Source organism: Pseudomonas sp. CFBP 8758, assembly GCF_014841725.1.
GTDB lineage: Bacteria > Pseudomonadota > Gammaproteobacteria > Pseudomonadales > Pseudomonadaceae > Aquipseudomonas > Aquipseudomonas baltica.
In genome coordinates this window covers 77,857-98,013 of the sequence record NZ_JACYUK010000006.1, presented here as the reverse complement: position 1 = coordinate 98,013, position 20,157 = coordinate 77,857, and the positions used below count along the sequence as shown (strand labels likewise).

The 20,157-nt window shown below is 62.1% G+C and carries 17 protein-coding genes; 8 read left to right on the top strand and 9 right to left on the bottom strand.

Translation table 11 applies throughout. From position 1 onward, the window contains the following. Positions 1-10: 10 nt before the first annotated feature. Genes IFT75_RS14430 through cysG form a run of 4 tightly spaced genes read left to right on the top strand, consistent with a single transcriptional unit; the run spans position 11 to position 4,406 of the window. Positions 11-1,336, top strand: coding sequence for a replication-associated recombination protein A (locus IFT75_RS14430; protein WP_122477775.1), 1,326 nt, complete (start codon positions 11-13; stop codon positions 1,334-1,336). After that, a complete protein-coding gene (gene crcB / locus IFT75_RS14425; RefSeq protein WP_122477777.1) occupies positions 1,333-1,707 on the top strand; it encodes a fluoride efflux transporter CrcB in 375 nt (124 codons plus the stop codon). Before IFT75_RS14430 ends, crcB begins: the two co-directional genes overlap by 4 nt. Positions 1,708-1,733: 26 nt before the next feature. Then, positions 1,734-3,014, top strand: a complete 1,281-nt coding sequence (gene serS, locus IFT75_RS14420) for a serine--tRNA ligase (RefSeq protein WP_192055311.1) — start codon at positions 1,734-1,736, stop codon at positions 3,012-3,014. Beyond that, a complete protein-coding gene (gene cysG / locus IFT75_RS14415) occupies positions 3,015-4,406 on the top strand; it encodes a siroheme synthase CysG (protein ID WP_122477780.1) in 1,392 nt (463 codons plus the stop codon). 43 nt (positions 4,407-4,449) lie between these two features. Here cysG and IFT75_RS14410 read toward each other — a convergent pair whose 3' ends face one another. Further along, positions 4,450-4,752, bottom strand: a complete 303-nt coding sequence (locus IFT75_RS14410) for an RcnB family protein (RefSeq protein ID WP_122477782.1) — start codon at positions 4,750-4,752, stop codon at positions 4,450-4,452. A 388-nt stretch (positions 4,753-5,140) separates the two neighbouring features. On the opposite strand from IFT75_RS14410, the gene IFT75_RS14405 reads away from it, so the two are divergent. Beyond that, positions 5,141-7,606: an autotransporter outer membrane beta-barrel domain-containing protein gene (locus IFT75_RS14405; protein ID WP_192055309.1), complete on the top strand. Its 2,466-nt coding sequence runs from the start codon at positions 5,141-5,143 to the stop codon at positions 7,604-7,606. Positions 7,607-7,690: 84 nt separating this feature from the next. Here IFT75_RS14405 and IFT75_RS14400 read toward each other — a convergent pair whose 3' ends face one another. The 3 genes from IFT75_RS14400 to IFT75_RS14390 all read right to left on the bottom strand — a co-directional run bounded on the left by IFT75_RS14400 (position 7,691) and on the right by IFT75_RS14390 (position 10,948). Beyond that, on the bottom strand, positions 7,691-8,872 hold the full coding sequence (locus IFT75_RS14400; protein WP_192055307.1) for an acetyl-CoA C-acetyltransferase: 1,182 nt from the start codon (positions 8,870-8,872) through the stop codon (positions 7,691-7,693). A 185-nt stretch (positions 8,873-9,057) separates the two neighbouring features. Beyond that, positions 9,058-10,062, bottom strand: coding sequence for a GTP 3',8-cyclase MoaA (gene moaA / locus IFT75_RS14395; RefSeq protein WP_185793216.1), 1,005 nt, complete (start codon positions 10,060-10,062; stop codon positions 9,058-9,060). A 163-nt stretch (positions 10,063-10,225) separates the two neighbouring features. After that, positions 10,226-10,948 carry a pirin family protein gene (locus IFT75_RS14390; protein WP_192055305.1) on the bottom strand — a complete coding sequence of 241 codons (723 nt, stop codon included), beginning with the start codon at positions 10,946-10,948 and terminating at the stop codon, positions 10,226-10,228. 270 nt (positions 10,949-11,218) lie between these two features. On the opposite strand from IFT75_RS14390, the gene IFT75_RS14385 reads away from it, so the two are divergent. Genes IFT75_RS14385 through IFT75_RS14375 form a run of 3 tightly spaced genes read left to right on the top strand, consistent with a single transcriptional unit; the run spans position 11,219 to position 13,309 of the window. Continuing rightward, positions 11,219-12,004, top strand: a complete 786-nt coding sequence (locus IFT75_RS14385) for a sulfite exporter TauE/SafE family protein (protein ID WP_122477789.1) — start codon at positions 11,219-11,221, stop codon at positions 12,002-12,004. A gap of 45 nt (positions 12,005-12,049) precedes the next feature. Continuing rightward, positions 12,050-12,553 carry a GNAT family N-acetyltransferase gene (locus tag IFT75_RS14380; protein ID WP_192055303.1) on the top strand — a complete coding sequence of 168 codons (504 nt, stop codon included), beginning with the start codon at positions 12,050-12,052 and terminating at the stop codon, positions 12,551-12,553. 57 nt (positions 12,554-12,610) lie between these two features. Continuing rightward, positions 12,611-13,309, top strand: coding sequence for a dihydrofolate reductase family protein (locus IFT75_RS14375; RefSeq protein ID WP_192055301.1), 699 nt, complete (start codon positions 12,611-12,613; stop codon positions 13,307-13,309). A gap of 17 nt (positions 13,310-13,326) precedes the next feature. Here IFT75_RS14375 and prpF read toward each other — a convergent pair whose 3' ends face one another. The 5 genes from prpF to IFT75_RS14350 form a co-directional block, all read right to left on the bottom strand. Beyond that, positions 13,327-14,511, bottom strand: coding sequence for a 2-methylaconitate cis-trans isomerase PrpF (prpF, locus tag IFT75_RS14370; RefSeq protein ID WP_192055300.1), 1,185 nt, complete (start codon positions 14,509-14,511; stop codon positions 13,327-13,329). Positions 14,512-14,521: 10 nt separating this feature from the next. Beyond that, the gene (acnD, locus tag IFT75_RS14365; protein ID WP_192055298.1) at positions 14,522-17,137 is read right to left on the bottom strand and encodes a Fe/S-dependent 2-methylisocitrate dehydratase AcnD; all 2,616 of its coding nucleotides are present in this window, start codon (positions 17,135-17,137) and stop codon (positions 14,522-14,524) included. A 162-nt stretch (positions 17,138-17,299) separates the two neighbouring features. Beyond that, positions 17,300-18,427, bottom strand: coding sequence for a bifunctional 2-methylcitrate synthase/citrate synthase (gene prpC / locus IFT75_RS14360; protein ID WP_122477797.1), 1,128 nt, complete (start codon positions 18,425-18,427; stop codon positions 17,300-17,302). A gap of 41 nt (positions 18,428-18,468) precedes the next feature. Then, positions 18,469-19,356 carry a methylisocitrate lyase gene (gene prpB / locus IFT75_RS14355; protein WP_122477799.1) on the bottom strand — a complete coding sequence of 296 codons (888 nt, stop codon included), beginning with the start codon at positions 19,354-19,356 and terminating at the stop codon, positions 18,469-18,471. Further along, positions 19,353-20,105, bottom strand: coding sequence for a GntR family transcriptional regulator (locus IFT75_RS14350; RefSeq protein WP_244646817.1), 753 nt, complete (start codon positions 20,103-20,105; stop codon positions 19,353-19,355). Before IFT75_RS14350 ends, prpB begins: the two co-directional genes overlap by 4 nt. Between the last annotated feature and the right edge of the window lie 52 nt (positions 20,106-20,157).

The window sequence follows — 20,157 nt, the reverse complement described above, 5'->3', positions numbered from 1 at the left end:
TTGTCGCCCCATGGACCTGTTTCGCAGTGATCCCATTGCCCAGCCGCTGGCCGCGCGTCTGCGCGCCAGCAACCTGGACGAATACGTCGGCCAGGAGCATCTGCTCGCCCGCGGCAAGCCGCTGCGCGAGGCACTGGAGCAGGGCGCCCTGCACTCGATGATCTTCTGGGGGCCACCGGGCGTGGGCAAGACCACCCTGGCACGGCTGCTGGCGAAGGTGTCCGATGCTCACTTCGAAACCGTGTCGGCGGTGCTCGCCGGGGTCAAGGAGATTCGCCAGGCGGTCGAGGTGGCCAAGCAGCAGGCGGGCCAGTATGGCCGTCGCACGATTCTGTTCGTCGATGAAGTGCACCGTTTCAACAAGTCCCAGCAGGATGCGTTCTTGCCCTACGTGGAAGACGGTACGCTGATCTTCATCGGCGCCACCACCGAAAATCCCTCGTTCGAACTCAACAACGCCTTGCTCTCGCGAGCCCGCGTGTATGTGCTCAAGAGCCTCGACGAGGCGGCGCTGCGGCGTCTGGTCGACCGTGCGCTGAACGAAGAACGCGGCCTGGGCAAGCGCCGACTGCGCCTGGGCGACGAGGCCTTTGCCATGCTCATGGCCGCTGCCGACGGTGACGGACGCAGGATCCTCAACCTGCTGGAGAATGCCTCCGACCTTGCCGAGGACGGTGAGGAAATAGGCGTCGAGCTGTTGCAGAGCCTGCTCGGCGATACCCGCCGACGCTTCGACAAAGGCGGCGAGGCGTTCTACGACCAGATATCGGCCTTGCACAAATCGGTGCGCGGCTCCGATCCGGATGCGTCGCTGTACTGGTTCGCACGCATGCTCGACGGCGGTTGCGACCCGCTCTATCTGGCGCGGCGGGTGGTGCGCATGGCCAGCGAAGACATCGGCAATGCCGATCCGCGGGCGCTGCCGCTGTGCCTGTCGGCGTGGGATGTGCAGGAGCGCCTGGGCAGCCCCGAAGGCGAGCTGGCGGTGGCCCAGGCCATCGTTTACCTGGCGTGTGCACCCAAGAGCAATGCCGTGTACATGGGCTTCAAGGCGGCGATGCGCGAGGCGGCCGAACATGGCTCGCTGGAAGTACCGCTGCATTTGCGCAACGCCCCGACCAAACTGATGAAGCAGCTGGGCTACGGCGACGAGTACCGCTATGCCCACGATGAGCCCGACGCCTATGCGGCCGGCGAAGACTACTTCCCCGAGCAATTGAGCCCACGCCACTACTATCGTCCCGTGCCGCGCGGCCTGGAATTGAAGATAGGCGAAAAGCTCAAGCACCTCGCCAGCCTGGACGACAGCAGTCCACGGCGGCGGAGAAAGGCGTGATCCCGACCATTGTCGCGGTATCCCTGGGTGGGGTGGTCGGCACACTGCTGCGCCTGTTCACCGCGACCTACATCAATGCGAACTGGCCACGTCTGTTCTATACCGGTACGCTGGCCGTCAATATCATCGGTTGCCTGATCATCGGCTACCTGTATGGCCTGTTCATGATTCGCCCGGACATTCCGGTCGAGATCCGTTCGGGATTGATGGTGGGGTTCGTGGGTGGCCTGACCACCTTCTCGTCATTTTCGCTGGACACCGTGCGCCTGCTCGAAAGCGGCCAGGGGCTGGTTGCCATGGGCTACTGCGCTGTGAGCGTATTCGGCGGCCTGCTGGCCACCTGGGCCGGCCTGGCACTGACTAAAATCTGACCAATACTGATAAACGAGAGACCGACATGCTCGATTCCAAACTGTTACGTAGCCAGCTTCAGGACGTAGCGGATCGCCTTGCCAGCCGTGGCTATGTCCTGGATGTGGCGCGCCTCGAGGCGCTGGAAGCCCAGCGCAAGACCGTGCAGACCCGCACCGAACAACTGCAGGCCGAGCGCAATGCGCTGTCCAAGTCCATTGGCCAGGTGATGAAAAGCGGCGGCGATGTCGACGCGCTGAAAGCGCAGGTCGAGTCCATTGCCGAGGAGCTGGGTCGTGGCAAGGCGGAGCTGGAACAGCTGCAGGGCGAGCTCGACGGTATTGCCCTGGGCATTCCCAACCTGCCCCACGAATCGGTGCCGATCGGCGAGGACGAAGACGGCAACGTCGAGGTCCGCCGCTGGGGAACGCCGACCACCTTCGATTTTCCGGTGCAGGACCACGTTGCCCTCGGTGGCAAGTCGGGTGGCCTGGATTTCGAGACGGCTGCCAAGCTGTCCGGCGCACGCTTTGCCATCATGCGTGGGCCGATTGCGCGCCTGCATCGCGCACTGGCGCAGTTCATGATCAACCTGCACGTCAGCGAACACGGCTACGAAGAAGCCTACACCCCGTACCTGGTGCAGGCCCCGGCCTTGCAGGGCACCGGTCAGTTGCCCAAGTTCGAGGAAGACCTGTTCAAGATCAGCCGTGAAGGTGAAGCCGATCTGTACCTGATCCCCACAGCCGAAGTGTCGCTGACCAACATCGTGGCCGGCGAAATCCTCGATGCCAAGCTGCTGCCACTCAAGTTCGTCGCCCACACGCCGTGCTTCCGCAGCGAAGCCGGCGCGTCGGGCCGCGATACCCGCGGCATGATCCGTCAGCACCAGTTCGACAAGGTCGAGATGGTCCAGGTGGTCGAACCGTCGAAATCCATGGAAGCCCTCGAAAGCCTGACTGCCAACGCCGAGCGCATTCTGCAGGCGCTCGAGTTGCCGTACCGGGTACTGGCCCTGTGCACCGGCGACATGGGCTTCAGCGCGGTGAAAACCTACGACCTGGAAGTCTGGGTGCCGAGCCAGGACAAGTACCGCGAGATATCCTCGTGCTCCAACACCGGGGATTTCCAGGCGCGGCGCATGCAGGCACGCTTCCGCAACCCCGAGACAGGCAAACCCGAGCTGGTTCATACCTTGAACGGTTCGGGCCTGGCAGTCGGTCGCACCTTGGTGGCCGTGCTGGAGAACTACCAGCAGGCCGACGGCAGCATCCGCGTGCCCGAAGTACTCAAGCCCTATATGGGCGGCATCGAGGTCATCGGCTAAATGGAGTTTCTGCCGCTGTTCCACAAATTGCGCGACAGCCAGGTGCTGGTGGTGGGCGGGGGCGAGATCGCCCTGCGCAAATCGCGCCTGCTGGCCGAGGCTGGCGCGGTGTTGCGCGTGGTCGCTCCGAGCATCGACCCGCAGCTTGCCGATCTGGTGCGCGGCAGCGGCGGGCAGATGCTCGACAGGGGTTACCTGAGCAGCGATCTGGACGGCTGCGTGCTGGTGATCGCCGCCACCGATGACGAACCGCTCAACGCCCAGGTGTCGGCCGATGCCCGCGCGCGCTGTGTGCCGGTCAATGTGGTCGATGCGCCAGCACTGTGTACGGTGATCTTTCCGGCCATCGTCGACCGCTCACCCTTGGTGGTGGCAGTGTCCAGTGGCGGCGACGCACCGGTCCTGGCGCGGCTGATCCGCGCCAAGCTGGAAACCTGGATTCCATCCACCTATGGCGAGCTGGCCGGCCTGGCAGCGCGCTTTCGGCAGAAGGTCAAGGCGCTGTACCCGGATGTTACCCAGCGCCGTGCGTTCTGGGAGGAAGTGTTCCAGGGCCCGATCGCCGATCGCCAGTTGGCCGGGCAGGGCGCCGAGGCCGAACGCATGCTCCAGGCGAAGGTCGACGGTGCACCGCCCCATGCCCCCGGTGAGGTCTATCTGGTGGGCGCTGGCCCCGGTGACCCGGACTTGCTGACCTTCCGCGCCCTGCGCTTGATGCAGCAGGCCGATGTGGTGCTCTACGACCGCCTCGTCGCGCCGGCGATCCTCGACCTGTGTCGTCGGGACGCCGAACGTGTGTATGTCGGCAAGCGTCGCGCCGAGCATGCCTTGCCGCAAGACCAGATCAACCAGCAACTGGTGGCCTTGGCCAAGCAGGGCAAGCGCGTGCTGCGTCTCAAGGGCGGCGATCCGTTCATATTCGGCCGGGGCGGCGAAGAGATCGAGGAATTGGCGGCCCACGGTATCCCATTCCAGGTGGTACCGGGCATCACCGCAGCCAGCGGCTGTGCGGCGTATGCCGGCATTCCCCTGACCCACCGCGACTATGCGCAATCTGTGCGTTTCGTCACCGGGCACTTGAAGAACAACACCAGTGATCTGCCGTGGCACGATCTGGTGTCCCCAGGGCAGACGCTGGTGTTCTACATGGGCCTGATCGGCCTGCCGATCATCTGCGAACAGCTGATTCGCCACGGTCGCGGCGCGGATACACCGGCGGCGTTGATCCAGCAGGGCACTACTGTAAACCAGCGGGTGTTCACCGGCACCCTGGCGGACCTGCCGCGGATGGTCGCCGAGCATGAGGTGCATGCACCTACGCTGGTCATCGTTGGCGAAGTGGTGGTGCTGCGCGAGAAGCTCGCCTGGTTCGACGGCGCGCAGTATCGCTGACGAGCACAGACCGGCGCCGACTGTCGCTGACAGGCGACAGCCATTACTTGGGAATGGGCTGGATGTCCTGAATCACCGCATTGCTGCGCCTGACCAGTACGAAGTTGTCGCCGATCTGCACCCACTGGCTGTCCGGGTCGGGTTGCTTGAGCCCCGAGGATTTCCACCCGATGAAAGCTGAATCGGGTTGGGCATAGGCTGCCGGAACACGGTCGCCCTTGCCCAGGGAAACCAGCTCGGTGGCGTCGCCGGGCGGGCGGAATACCTCGATGGCAAGCGTGACAGGCGATGCGGCCGACAACAGCGCGCCGGTGATGCACAGCGAAGCGAACAGCATGCGGGTCATGGGGGAACTTCCTTTAATCAACCTATTGGCCAAGCTGCAACGATCAACGCGGAACCAGAGGCCACGCAATGTGGTGAACAGGTTCCGAAGAGACGGCTAGGCTTGACGTCTGCCAGTCTGAGATCTCGATTTTTTAACCGAATCGACCGTAGTATGCCAATTGTACAGCATGCCAAGCGTATTTGAAAAAGCTTTGACGGCAAGTAAGAAAATGCGCAAAGGCAACGCACGCAAGCTCCCATCTGTTCCAAAAATGTAACTTTGCATTACATTGGCGAAGCATGGGAAATTTCCTCTATTTTTCTCCGCCTTGCGACGATTAAAGTTGTTGAAAAATAAATACGTCATTTTGCGTGTGTGTCATGTATGGAATACAGGATGCCAGTGAGTGCTGAATTTCGTCGGTTTCAAATATTGGTGGGCGGTTGAAATGGCTATAAAAAACAAAATTCTACAATGCTCTGGGCTGGCGTGGATGTTTGTGATGCCGCAGGATGTTATTGCTCTATCTGTCAATGGCCCTGATCCGTTGAATTTTAATATTCCCTTTAGTCCGACTATCGGGAATGGGTTGAATGTCGGTACGTATGGGTACGGACGAGTGAATATTACAAACGGCGCAAAAGTGACAAGTCATTCAGTGGGAGTTGGATCTGGTCAACTGGGTGTTGACGCCGGTTCTGAGGGAGTGGTGGTTGTCTCCGGATCAGGTTCTCGCTGGAATAGTACAGGAGACACCAAAGTGGGGGTCAATGGTAAAGGCCTCCTGGTTGTAGATAGCGCGGCGCGTGTTTCTGTAGGTGAGTCGCTCGAGGTCGGAGTAGAAGGGGATTCGATCGGTAGCGTAGTGGTAAGTAATGGCAGCTCTCTATCTGTCGAGAACACGCTAGATGTCGGCGGGGAAGACTTTTCGCAGGGTAGCGTAAGCGTTACTGGAGGGAGCGTTATAAATGTTGTGGGGGCAGGTGTAGGCTCTATAACGCTCGGTAGAGCAAGCAACTCGGCTGGGGACTTAATTGTTTCGGGGGACGGCTCGACCGTGAATGCGGCTGAAGTTACGGTTGTGGGTAAAGGTGGCAGTGGCATGCTCACGCTTCAGAATAAAGGTGAGCTACACACCAATAAGCTGGTTTTGGCGGATGCCGCTGGTTCAAGCGGAGTGCTTTACATAGGTTCTTCAAATATTGACGCTCCGTCCGAAGCGGGTTCGCTGAACTCAACCGAGGGCGTTTGGCTCGGTGCCGGCGATGGCAGTATTGTTTTTAACCACACTGCATCGGATTATGAGTTTGCATCGGCTATTAAAGGAGGCGGTTCAGCGTTGATTGCAAATGGCCGAACGATATTGACCGGTGAGAGCACATACAGTGGGTTGACTAAATTAGTGGGTGGAGTGCTTGAGGCAGGAGGTATGAATGTCTTCAGTAAGAACTCTGATTACACTGTATTTGAAGGCGGGGCCTTATCGCTCAATGGATACGGCCAAACGTTGGGAGGGTTGACCAATAGTGGTGTTGTTTCGTTGCAAGGGCCGCGTGCTGGTGCGGTACTCACAATTGATGGGGATTATACAGGTGGCAATGGATTGTTGATTTTCAACTCAGTGCTAAATGGCGATGAATCCGTGACGGATCGCTTGGTAGTCTTGGGGGATACTTCTGGTCTTACAAAAGTTAGCGTCAATAATTTGGGCGGATCAGGTGCCTCGACACTGAACGGGATAGAACTTATCACCGTCCAGGGCAATTCTTTAGCTCAGTTCGAGCAGGCCGGCCGAATCGTAGCCGGGGCTTATGATTATCGTCTCGTAAGGGGGGAAGGCGCTAATAGTGGGAATTGGTATTTGGACAGTGGAACTTCTGAGGTGCCAGAAATACCTCAGTCGCAAACTATTCGGCCTGAGGCGGGGTCTTACTCTGCAAATCTCGCGATGGCAAATGCTTTGTTTGAAACCAGGTTGGAGGATCGGCCCGGCTCGCGAGATTACACTGATCCACTGAGTGGCGAGCAAAAGACAACGCGTTTGTGGATGAAAACTATCAGGGGGTATGCCCAGGGCGTAGATGTCAGCGGTCAGCTGAGTACTCACTCCGACCGTCAGGCTGTGATGATAGGTAGTGATATTGCATCAGGGGCGACAGGGAAAGGAGGAGGGTGGCGAGTAGGCGCATTGGCAGGTTATGGCAGCGGCACCAACGACACTTCATATAAACTTAATTCATACGACTCAAAAGGGCGAGTTTCAGGCTACTCAATAGGCGTTTATAGTACTTGGTACGAAGATGCCGTAGATGAAATGGGTGCTTATATCGACGGTGTACTTCAGTACAGTTGGTTCGATAATTCGGTAAAAGGTGAGGGTTTAAATGGCGAGCAGTACAAGTCTCGTGGTCCCGTTGCTTCGGTAGAAGTTGGCCGTGTGATGGAGGTTTCCAAGTTCCGCGGTTTTTCATTTTACATTCAGCCCAAAATGAAATTGGCTTGGTCCAACATAAAAGCTGAAGATCACATTGAGCGGAATGGAACCGTGGTGAGATTTGGTAATGAGAGCGGTATTTACACTCATTTGGCAGTGAGAGCATTTCTGAAAAATTTAGATCGCGGCTCATCAGCAGGGACTGAGATCAAGCCCTACGTAGAGGCGGGATGGATTCACAGTGACAAGGTATATAGTGTCAATATGGATCGTGTGAAAATCTCCCAGGATGGGTATCGGGATGTTGGAGAAATAAAGCTGGGTGTGGAGGGCGAAGTAACTTCTCGACTTGGCCTGAGCGGGGCAGTTGGCCATCGATTCGGTGGCCGAAATTACAGCGACAGTGTTGCCGAGGTGAGTTTGACCTACGGGTTTTAGGTAGGTCGAACTACACCAAGGCTGAGCGTGCCATTCTCCATCCATTCACCACACGCTGGCCAGTGCGTGTTGCCTGCTGCCGGATCAGTCTCGCGCCAGAGCCAGGGCTACACCTTGCCCACCGCCAATGCACAGGGTGGCCAGCCCCTTGCTGGCATCGCGACGCAGCATCTCGTGCAGCAAGGTGACCAGTACCCGGCAGCCGGAAGCCCCTATCGGGTGACCCAGGGCAATGGCGCCGCCGTTGACGTTGACCTTGTCGGCGTCCCAGCCCAGCACTTGGCCAACCGACAGCGCCTGCGCCGCGAAGGCTTCGTTGGCTTCGATCAGGTCCAGTTGCTCGAGGCTCCAGCCGGCCTTCTCCAGGCAGCGGCGAGTGGCCGACACCGGAGCGATGCCCATCACCGCCGGATCCACGCCGGCATTGGCATAGGCGGCAATGCGTGCCAGCACCGGCAGGCCCAGTGCCTGGGCCTTGGTCGCACTCATGAGCAGCACGGCCGCGGCGCCATCGTTGAGCGACGACGCATTGCCAGCGGTGACGCTGCCGTCGGCTTTGAAGGCCGGCTTGAGCTTGCCCAGGCTTTGCGCCGTAGTGTCGGCACGGGGCTGCTCGTCTACAGCGAACTGCACGGGCTCGCCTTTGCGCTGGGGCACGGCAATGGGGGTGATTTCATCGCCGAAACGACCGGCTTCGATGGCCGCCACGGCCTTTTGCTGGGACTGCGCAGCGAACGCATCCTGGGCTTCGCGGCTGATGCCGTGCTGTTCGGCCAGGTTTTCTGCGGTAATGCCCATGTGATAGTCGTTGAAGACATCCCACAGGCCGTCCTTGATCATGCTGTCGACCAGCGCGGCATTGCCCATGCGCAGACCGGTGCGTGCGGCCGGCAGCAGGTAGGGCGCCAGGCTCATGTTCTCCATGCCGCCGGCGATGATCACCTCGGCGTCGCCGCAGCGGATGGCCTGGGCGGCCAGGTGCACGGCTTTGAGCCCTGAACCGCAGACCTTGTTCAACGTCATGGCCGGCACGGCGCTGGGCAGGCCGGCGAACATCGCCGCCTGGCGCGCGGGGTTTTGCCCGGCGCCCGCGGTAAGCACCTGCCCAAGAATGACCTCGTCGACCTGTGCAGGATCCAGATCGGTCTGTGCGATCAGTCGGCGAATCACCGCAGCGCCCAGCTCGACGGCGGGTACGCTCGCCAGCGAGCCCTGGAAACTGCCGACGGCGGTGCGTGTGGCGGCAACGATAACGACGTCTTGCATGAAGGAGTCCTCGGTAGGGCGGCCGGTGGCCTTGTTCTTGTAGGAAGCGGATGGCACCGCTCAACGTACCGGACACACAGCGACGGCACAGAGTGATTGTCGGCCCTGTGCACTGATTTGATAAGTTGCATTTTCAAACGGGTTTATAAGAAAAGCAGAACAATGCCACAGACCAGCGCCCGCACTCAGCCGCCAGTCATGTTCATGAAGCGCACTACCTGCACGTCATCGTCGAGGCGAAAGTTGTGGCTCCACGGCTTGAGCTGCATGGCCTGAATAATCGCCTGCTCGAGCAGCTCGGGTTGGCCGGGGTGCTCGCGCAGCACGCTTTTCAAGTCTGCCGAATGCTCGTTGCCCAGGCACAGCAGCAGACGGCCTTCGACGGTCAGGCGCACGCGGTTGCAGGTCGCACAGAAGTTGTGGCTGTGCGGGGAAATGAAACCGATGCGCGTGCCCGGCGCCTGGGGGATGCGCCAGTAGCGCGACGGGCCCTGGGTGGAGTCGGCGGACGGCAGCAGCTCGTAACGCTCGGCGATGCGTGCGCGTACCTGATCACTCGAGTAGAAGGCTTCGGCGCGGCTGTGCTCGCTGATGGCCCCCAGGGGCATCTCCTCGATGAAGGAAATGTCCAGGCCGCGGTCGATGGCAAAGGTCACCAGGTCGACGACTTCGTCGTCGTTGCGACCCTGCATGACCACGCAGTTGAGCTTGGTATGGTGGAATCCGGCCGCGTTGGCCGCGTCGATGCCGGCAATTACCTTGTTCAGGTCGCCGGTACGAGTGAGCTCACGAAAACGCGCTGGATCGAGGCTGTCCAGGCTGATGTTCAGGCGCTTGACGCCGGCGTCGAACAACGGCTGGGCCAGGGCTTCCAGGCGCGAGCCATTGGTGGTCATGCACAGTTCTTGCAGGCCGGGCAGGGCCGCGATGCGTCGGCACAGGTCAACGATGCCCGAGCGCACCAGCGGTTCCCCTCCGGTCAGGCGAATCTTGCGAGTCCCCAGGGCGACGAAGCTTGCGGCCACCTGCTCGAGTTCCTCGAGGCTGAGGATCTGCTGGCGCGGCAGAAACGTCATGTCTTCGGCCATGCAGTACACGCAGCGAAAATCGCAGCGATCGGTGACCGACAACCTCAGGTAATCGACTTTGCGGGCGAAGCCATCGTGCAGGGTGCGCTCAGGGGTGTGCATCGGGGGTACCAGTAAAGGGCATGACCATTTCGACTGCCAACGCCATGCAGGCGTTGCAAAAAAAATACAGACCTTGAAGGTACGCGCCACACCGGGGTCAAGCCAATCGCTTTTTTCAATGCGGTCATCGACAGGATTGATCGGCCCCCGGTGCACAGCCCGGTCATGGCATCTGCGGCAACTCGTTGGGGCGCAGGTCGAATACCAGCACCTCGGCGTCGACCCCGTTGGTCAACTGCAGCACGGTTTCCTCGCGCAGGCGCACGCCATCCCCTTCATTCAGACGCTGGCCGTTGAGTTCGACGCTGCCCGTGGCGACGTGCACATAGGCGTAGCGGTTATCCGCCAGCGTCAGCGTGGCCTGTTCCGCGCCGTCGAACAGGCCGGCGTAGACCCGCGCATCCTGGCGCACTTCAAGCGAGCCTTGCGCGCCATCGGGCGAGATGATCAGTTGCAGGCGGCCACGTTTCTGCTCGGGCGAGAAGTGTTCCTGCTGGTAGCGAGGCTCGGCGCCTGCTTGCTCGGGCACGATCCAGATCTGCAGGAAATGCACGGGGTCGACATCGCTGTGGTTGAACTCGCTGTGGGCCACGCCGTGGCCAGCACTCATCAGCTGCACGTCGCCCGGGCGAATGACCGAGCCGGTGCCCAGGGTGTCCTTGTGCGCCAGTGCGCCTTGCAGCACGTAGGAGAAGATCTCCATGTCGCGGTGCGGGTGCTGACCGAAGCCCTTGCCGGCGCTGACCCGGTCGTCGTTGATCACCAACAGGTCGGAGAAGCCCTGCTCCTGTGGGTTGCGGTAGTGGCCGAAGGAAAAGGTATGGAAGGATTGCAACCAGCCATGATTGGCAAGACCGCGGTCCGAAGCTTTGCGAAGTGCGAGCATGGTGTTCTCCCGATTCTGGTGGGGGGCGCAGCGTTGGAGGTGCTGTGCGATGGGTAGAGATTATGCGTTCGCCGCGCCGGGATAAATCGTCCCTGCAGCGCAGGACTGTCGCGCTCAGGTTGACAGTCATGAAGTGCAGGCTTGCTTTGCGTGATCGAGTGGCGGTTATAAGCTAATGCTTCATAGTTATAATTGGCTATATCAGAAATTGTTATCCTGCCGCCCGGCTACCGCTCCCGCGATGCTGAATCTGATGTGTAGGACGTAAGAATGGACGTAGGTACCTGGGGTTTCACCGTGGCCGGGCTGGTGGTCGGTTTCATCGTCGGCATGACAGGTGTAGGCGGCGGCTCGCTGATGACGCCCATCCTGCTCTGGTTTGGCATCAATCCGGCCACGGCCGTTGGCACGGACCTTTTGTATGCCGCCATCACCAAGGCCAGTGGCGTCTGGGTGCATGGGCGCAACAAGAACATCGACTGGAAGATCACCGGCTGGCTGGCGCTGGGCAGCGTGCCCGCAGCGGCGCTGGTGCTCTGGTATCTGAAAAGCCTGGATGCCGAACCGCAGGCCATGGGCGCGGTGATCAAGCAGGCATTGGCTGCGGTGCTGTTCCTGACCGCGTTCGCCATCCTCTTCAAGAAGCGCCTGCAGGCCTTCGCCAGCCGCCATGCCGGCGACCGCTACAACCTCAGTGCCAGCACCCTCAACGGGCTGACGGTGATCACCGGCGTGGTCCTTGGTGTGATGGTTTCGCTCACGTCCATCGGCGCCGGTGCGCTGGGCACCGTGGCCCTGTTCCTGCTGTATCCGTTCCTGGCGACGCGGCGCCTGGTCGGCACCGAGATCGCCCACGCCGTGCCCCTGACCCTGGTGGCGGGCATGGGCCACGCCAGTATGGGCAACATGGACTGGTCGTTGCTTGGCCATTTGCTGCTTGGCTCGCTGCCGGGCATCTGGCTGGGCAGCCATCTGTCCGGGCGCGTGTCGGACGACATCCTGCGGCCTTGCCTGGCAGTGATGCTGCTGCTGATCGGTTTCAAACTTGCTTTCTGAGCCCCTCCCACTGGCGCGGGTTATCTCATGTGCAGAGCAGATTCCATGAACGCGATAGACATTCGCCCAGTGCGATCGGATCAGGTCGCTGCAACCCTGGATTACGTCATGGCTGCGCGGGCCTCGATCTTTCCGCAGCTGGATGCCACGCAGGTGCCGGATGACCTGGCGCGCTTTGCCGAGGTTTACCTGGGCTCCGCCCAAGGCTGTTTTCTGCTGGCCTGGCAGGCGGGTCAGATCGTAGGCAGCATCGGTTACCTACCCTACGACCAGCGCTTCAATCAGCTGCAGCTACCGCTCGAAGCCACCGTCGAGGTCGTCCGGTTGTTCGTTTCGCCCAGCTGTCGTGGCGCCGGCGTGGCCAAGGCGCTGTATGCAGCCCTGCTGGCGCAGGCGCGTGCGGCAGGTGTGCGAACCCTGTACCTGCACACTCACCCATTCCTGCCCGGAGCCATCGCCTTCTGGCAGAAACAAGGGTTCGAGGTGCTCGACGTCGAGTCCGATCCAATCTGGCAGACGACGCACATGAGCTGCGCCGCTTCAAGCTGAACCAACGGCCAGGGGCGCCGGTCGGTGATAGACATACCGAACGCCTTGGAGCCGCCAATGAAGCCCTATGTAATCTGTCACATGATGTCTTCCGTCGATGGTCATGCGCTGACCGACGGTTGGGCGCGGCCGTTCAAGAACGCCGCAGGTGAGCTGTACGAGCAATTGGCCAAACAGTTCGAGTTCGATGCCTGGGCCTGTGGCCGGGTGACCATGCAGGAGATCGCCCACGACGAGGGTTATCCGTCCGGCCTGGCCACCGGGCCGATTGCGCGTACCCCGTATTTTGCCGATCGCGCGGCGAGCGCCTATGCCATTTCCATCGACCCGAAGGGCAAGGTCGGTTGGAAATCCAACACGGCGCTGGACTCGCACATCGTCGAAGTACTGACCGAAGGCGTCAGCGACGACTACCTGGCCTATCTGCAGTCGATCCAGGTGTCCTACATTTTTGGCGGCCAGGACACCCTGGACTTGAGTCGAGTGCTGGACATTCTCGGCCGTGAATTGGGCATCAAGCGCCTGGTCGTCGAAGGCGGACCGCACGTCAGTGGCTCTTTCGTGAACGCAGGGCTGGTTGATGAAATCAGTGTCCTGCTGCTGCCCTTGGTAGACGGCCGCGGCGAGCACCCGGCGTCGTTCGAGATCGACGCCGGGCAATGGCAGCAGCCGACCTACCTGGCCCTGGACAGTGCCGAAGTGCAGGAGGGCGGTGCGGTGTGGCTGCGCTACCGGCAGCAAGCACTGCCGGGCTGAAGGCCGGATGCGCGCAGCTAGGCCAGGGTCTGCGCGGGCACGCGTACCCAGCCTTCCATCAAGACTCGCGCGCTGCGGCTCATGATTGCCTTGGTCACTTGCCACTGGCCCGCGACTTCGTTGGCCTGGGCGCCGACACGCAACGTGCCCGAGGGATGGCCGAAACACACCGTACTGCGCACGCCACCCCCGGCCGCGCGGTTGACCAAGGTGCCGGGGATGGCCGCGGCGGTACCGATGGCCACCGCCGCAGTGCCCATCATCGCGTGGTGCAGCTTGCCCATCGACATGGCGCGTACGGTCAGGTCGATATCTCTAGCGGCAACGGGTTTGCCGCTGGACGCAAGGTAGTTGGCCGGTGGTGCGACGAAAGCGACCTTCGGCGTGTGCTGGCGCGTCTGTGCATCCTCCAGGCGACTGATCAGGCCCATGCGCAGCGCGCCATGGGCGCGGATGGTTTCGAAGCGAGCGAGGGCCTGCGGATCGCCGTTGATCGCCTCCTGCAGTTCGCAGCCGTTGTAGCCCAGGGCGGCGGCGTCGATGAAGATGGTTGGAATGCCCGCGTTGATCAGGGTCGCCTCGAAACGACCCACGTTCGGCACGTCCAGCACATCGATAAGGTTGCCGGTGGGAAACATCGCCCCCGCCGCGCCCTCGGCCTCGGCAGCCGGATCGATGAACTCCAGTTGCACCTCGGCGGCCGGGAACGTCACGCCGTCGAGTTCGAAATCACCGGTTTCCTGCACCACACCGCCGCTCATGGGCACATGGGCGATGATCGTCTTGCCGATATTGGCCTGCCACACGCGAACCGTGGCGATGCCGTCGTGGGGGACGCGGGAAGGATCGAGCAGGCCAGTACTGATGGCAAAGGGGCCGACGGCGGCGGACAGGTTGCCGCAGTTGCCGCTCCAGTCGACGAACGCGCTGTCGATGGACACCTGGCCGAACAGATAGTCGACGTCATGCCCCGGCTGGCTGCTCGGGCTGACGATCACCGTCTTGCTAGTGCTCGAGGTGGCACCGCCCATGCCGTCGATCTGCTTGGCGTACGGGTCCGGGCTGCCGATCACCCGCAGCAGCAGGGCGTCACGCAGTGGCCCTGGCTGGCGCGCCGGCTCGGGCAGGTCGGCGAGGTTGAAGAACACGCCCTTGCTGGTGCCGCCGCGCATGTAGGTGGCGGGAATGCGAATCTGCGTCATGAAGCTGTCCTCAGTGAGCGCCGGCGGCATGGGGAGCAGGCGCGGTGGCCTGCAGGAAATCCTGGGCGAAGCGCTGCAGCACACCACCGGCTTCGTAGATCGAGACCTCTTCGGCAGTGTCCAGTCGGCAGGTCACCGGCACTTCCAGGCGCTCGCCATTGCGCCGTTCGATGATCAGCGTCACCTGCGCCTGGGGTGTCAGTCGGCCGATCACGTCGAACACCTCGGTGCCGTCGATACCCAGGGTCTTGCGGTCGGTGCCGGCAGCGAACTGCAGCGGCAGCACACCCATGCCCACCAGATTGGTCCGGTGGATGCGCTCGAAGCCCTCGGCGGCAATTGCCTCGACCCCGGCCAGGCGTACGCCTTTGGCCGCCCAGTCGCGCGAGGAACCCTGGCCGTAATCGGCCCCGGCAATGATGATCAGCGGCTGCTTGCGCAGCATGTAGGTTTCGATCGCTTCCCACATGCGCATCACCTGGCCTTCGGGTTCCAGGCGGGTCAGCGAGCCTTGGCGAACCTTGCCGTTTTCCACCACCATTTCATTGAACAGCTTGGGGTTGGCGAACGTCGCGCGCTGGGCAGTCAGGTGGTCGCCGCGGTGGGTGGCGTAGGAGTTGAAGTCTTCTTCGGGCAGACCCATTTTGGCCAGGTATTCGCCCGCAGCACTGTCGAGCATGATCGCGTTGGACGGCGACAGGTGATCGGTGGTGATGTTGTCCGGCAGCACGGCTAGGGGGCGCATGCCCTTGAGCGTGCGCTCGCCGGCCAGGGCGCCTTCCCAGTAGGGCGGACGACGGATGTAGGTGCTCGCCGGGCGCCAGTCGTAGAGGGGCGCGACCTTCGGCCCGGTGTCCTCGTGAATGGCGAACATGGGGATGTACACCTGGCGGAACTGCTCCGGTTTCACCGACGACTTGACCACGGCGTTGACTTCTTCGTCACTGGGCCAGATGTCCTTGAGCCGAATGGGCTGACCCTGCGGGTCTAACCCGAGCACGTCTTTTTCGATGTCGAAGCGGATGGTGCCGGCGATGGCATAGGCGACTACCAAAGGCGGTGAGGCGAGGAAGGCCTGCCGGGCATACGGGTGGATGCGCCCGTCGAAGTTGCGGTTGCCCGAGAGCACCGCCGTGGCATACAGGTCGCGTTCGATGATCTCCTGCTGGATCACCGGGTCCAGCGCGCCGGACATGCCATTGCAGGTGGTGCAGGCGAACGCCACGATGCCGAAGCCCAGGGTTTCCAGTTCCTCGGTCAGGCCGGCTTCGTCCAGGTACAGCGCCACGGTTTTCGAGCCCGGTGCCAGGGATGATTTTACCCAGGGCTTGCGGGTCAGGCCCAGGCGGTTGGCATTGCGCGCCAAGAGGCCGGCGGCGATCACGTTGCGCGGGTTGCTGGTGTTGGTGCAGCTGGTGATGGCGGCGATGATCACCGCGCCGTCCGGCATCTGCCCTGGCACGTCGGTCCAGGGGCCGGCGATACCTTGGGCGGCCAGGTCGCTGGTCGCCACCCGCGCGTGGGGGTTGCTCGGGCCGGCCATGTTGCGCACCACGCCCGACAGATCGAAGCTCAGGTCGCGTTCATAGACGGCGGCGTCCAGGCTGTCGGCCCACAGGCCGGTAAGGCGCGCGTAGTCTTCGACCAACTGCACTTGCTGCTCCTCGCGGCCGGTCAGACGCAGGTAGTCGATGGTCTGCTGGTCGATGGCGAACATCGCCGCCGTGGCGCCGTATTCCGGGGCCATGTTGGAGATGGTGGCGCGGTCGCCCAGGGTCAGCTCGCGCGCGCCTTCGCCGAAGAATTCCAGGTAGGCACCGACGACTTTCTGCTGGCGCAGGTATTGGGTCAGGGCCAGCACCATGTCGGTGGCGGTGATGCCGGGTTGCAGCTGCCCGGTCAGTTCGACGCCGACGATCTCGGGCAGGCGCATCCACGAGGCACGACCGAGCATGACGCTTTCGGCTTCCAGGCCGCCGACACCGATGGCAACCACCCCCAGCGCGTCGACGTGGGGCGTGTGGCTGTCGGTACCGACGCAGGTGTCGGGGAAGGCCACGCCTTCGCGAACCTGAATGACCGGCGACATCTTCTCCAGATTGATCTGGTGCATGATGCCGTTGCCCGGTGGAATGACATCGACGTTCTTGAAGGCCTTGCGCGTCCAGTCGATGAAATGGAAGCGGTCTTCGTTGCGACGGTCTTCGATGGCGCGGTTCTTCTCGAACGCCTGGGGGTCGAAGCCGGCACTTTCTACCGCCAGCGAGTGATCGACGATCAATTGGGTCGGCACCACCGGGTTGACCAGCGCCGGGTCGCCGCCCTGGGAGGCAATCGCGTCGCGCAGGCCGGCGAGGTCGACCAGCGCGGTCTGGCCGAGGATGTCATGGCACACCACACGCGCCGGGTACCAGGGGAAGTCCAGGTCGCGCTTGCGCTCGATCAGCTGGCGCAGCGAGGCGTCGAGTGTGGTGGGGTCGCAGCGTCGCACCAGGTTTTCGGCGAGTACGCGGGAGGTGTAGGGCAGAGTGGCGTAGGCGCCTGGCTGGAGGGCTTCGACGGCTTCTCGGGCGTCGTAATAGTCCAGTGGCGAGTTCGGCAGGGACTTGCGGTGTTGTGTGTTCATCAGGTCGGCTCACGGTGCACGGCATGGTCAGGCATGGCAAAAGTTCGGCGGGGCGGCCTTCGCGGGCAGAGCCCGCTCCCACATAAAACCCAGCTCCAGATTCGGAGGATTGTGGGAGCGGGGCGGGCGGCGAGCCATCTACCCGCGAAGAGGCCCGCCAGGTCAGCGACGATCCAGGGGCACGAATGCGCGCTGTTCCACGCCGACATACTCCGCGCTGGGCCGGATAATCCGGTTGTTCGCGCGCTGCTCGAATACGTGCGCCGCCCAGCCCGTCACCCGCGAGCAAACGAAGATGGGTGTGAACAGTTCGGTGGCGATGCCCATGAAGTGGTACGCCGAGGCATGGTAGAAGTCGGCGTTGGGAAACAGCTTCTTCTGTTCCCACATGGTCTTGTCGATGGCCTCGGACACCGGGTAGAGCACCTTGTCGCCGGCTTCTTCGCTCAGCTTCTTGGCCCAGCCCTTGATCACCTCGTTGCGCGGATCGTTGTCCTTGTAGACGGCATGGCCGAAACCCATGATCTTGTCCTTGCGCTCCAGCATGGCCAAGGTGCCGCGCACCGCCTCCTCGGGCGAAGCGAACTTCTGGATCATCGCCATCGCCGCCTCGTTGGCGCCGCCGTGCAGCGGGCCGCGCAACGAGCCGATGGCGGCGGTCACGCATGAATACATGTCCGACAGGGTCGATGCGCAGACGCGGGCGGTGAAGGTCGAGGCGTTGAATTCGTGCTCGGCGTAGAGAATCAGCGATACGTCCATCACCTTGCTGTGCAATTCACTCGGTGACTTGCCATGCAGCAGGTACAGGAAGTGCCCGGCGAACGTCTCTTCGTCGCTGCTGCAGCTGATACGCACGCCATGGTGGCTGTAGCGGTACCAGTAGCACATCATCGCCGGGAACGCCGCCAGCAGGCGGTCGCTCACGTGTTCCTGCTGGCCGAAGTTGCGTTCCGGCTCCAGGGTGCCGAGGAACGAGCAACCGGTGCGCATCACGTCCATCGGATGGGTGCTCGACGGAATGCGTTCGAGCACTTCCTTCAACGGCTGCGGCAGGTCGCGCAGGCTGCGCAGCTTGCCCTGGTAGGCAGCCAGTTCGGCAGGCGTGGGCAGCTCGCCGTGCAGCAGCAGGTAGGCGACTTCTTCGAACAGCGCGTGTTCGGCCAGTTCGCGCACGTCATAGCCACGATAGGTCAGCCCGGCACCGGGCATGCCGACGGTCGACAGGGCGGTCTGTCCGGCCACTTGGCCACGCAGGCCAGCGCCACTGAGTACTTTTGCTTCGGCCATGAGTTTTCTCCGATCTTGGATTTGTTATTGGAATGCAGTGATCATTTTTTCTGCGCAAACAGTGCGTCCAGCTTGCGCTCGAAGTCGTGGTAATCAATTGCCTCGTACAGCTCCATGCGAGTCTGCATGGTGTCGATGACATTCTGCTGAGTGCCATCGCGGCGTATCGCGGTGTAGACGTTCTCGGCCGCTTTGTTCATGGCGCGGAACGCAGACAGTGGGTAAAGCACCAGGCCCACGCCAACGCCACCCAGTTGCTCGGTGGTGAACAGCGGAGTGGCGCCGAACTCGGTGATGTTGGCCAGAATCGGCGCCTTCACCCGGCTGGCGAACAGCTGGTACATCTGCAATTCGGTGATGGCTTCGGGAAAGATCATGTCCGCACCCGCCTCGATGCAGGCGGCGGCGCGGTCCAGGGCGGACTCCAGTCCTTCCACCGCCAGGGCGTCGGTGCGCGCCATGATCACGAAGCTGTCGTCGGTGCGGGCGTCCACGGCCGCCTTGATGCGATCGACCATCTCCTGCTGTGAGACGATTTCCTTGTTCGGCCGATGGCCGCAGCGTTTGGCGCCCACCTGGTCCTCGATGTGCATGGCCGCCGCGCCGAACTTGATCATCGACTTGACGGTGCGCGCAACGTTGAACGCCGACGAGCCGAAACCGGTGTCGACATCGACCAGCAACGGCAGCTCGCAGACGTCAGTGATGCGGCGCACGTCGGTGAGCACATCGTCCAGGCCGGTAATGCCCAGGTCGGGCAGGCCCAGCGAGCCCGCCGCGACGCCGCCTCCAGAGAGGTAGATGGCCTTGAAGCCGGCCCGCTGCGCGAGCAGTGCGTGGTTGGCGTTGATGGTGCCGACCACCTGCAGGGGTGACTCTTCGGCGAGTGCCTGGCGGAAACGTTGGCCGGGGCTGGACGGCTGATTCATGGTTGGGCTCCTGGGGTGTTGTTGTGGTTGGGTTCCAGGTAATGGCGCTCGATGTTGCGCTTGGACGCGGCGATGTGCCTGCGCATGAGCAACTCGGCCAATTCGCCATCGCGCTCGGCGATGGCGTCGAGAATACGGTGGTGTTCGGCAAAAGCCTGATGGGGGCGGTTGGGCGTGGCCGAGAACTGGATCCGGTACATGCGCACCAACTGGTAGAGGTCGTCGCACAGCATCTGCACCAGCGTGCTGTTGCCGCTGCCCTGGATGATCCGGTAGTGGAAGTCGAAATCGCCTTCCTGTTGGTAGTAGCCGACGCCGGCCTGGAACGCGGCATCGCGCTCATGGGTGGCCAGCACCTCGCGCAGTTCGTCGATCTGCACCTGGCTCATGCGCGTGGCGGCCAACCGGCAGGCCATGCCTTCAAGCGATTCGCGGATTTCGTAGAGTTCGATGAGTTCGGCGTGGTTGAGCGATACCACCCGCGCACCGACGTGCGGAATGCGCACCAGCAGGCGTTGGCCTTCGAGGCGGTGGATGGCTTCACGCAGGGGACCGCGGCTGATGCCGTAGGTGCGTGCCAGTTCGGGCTCGGAAATCTTGCTGCCAGGGGCTATTTCGCCGTTGACGATGGCCGCCTGGATACGTCGGAAGACGTTTTCCGAAAGCGTCTCGGTTTCACCCGCAACACTGGAAACGTGCGGAGCGTCATTGTTGGGCAGGACGTGCAACGAAACAGACGTGGCAGACATATTGTCGACACCTGGGCAGGTAGTGACAAAAAAATAGCCCTGTTTAAGCGGC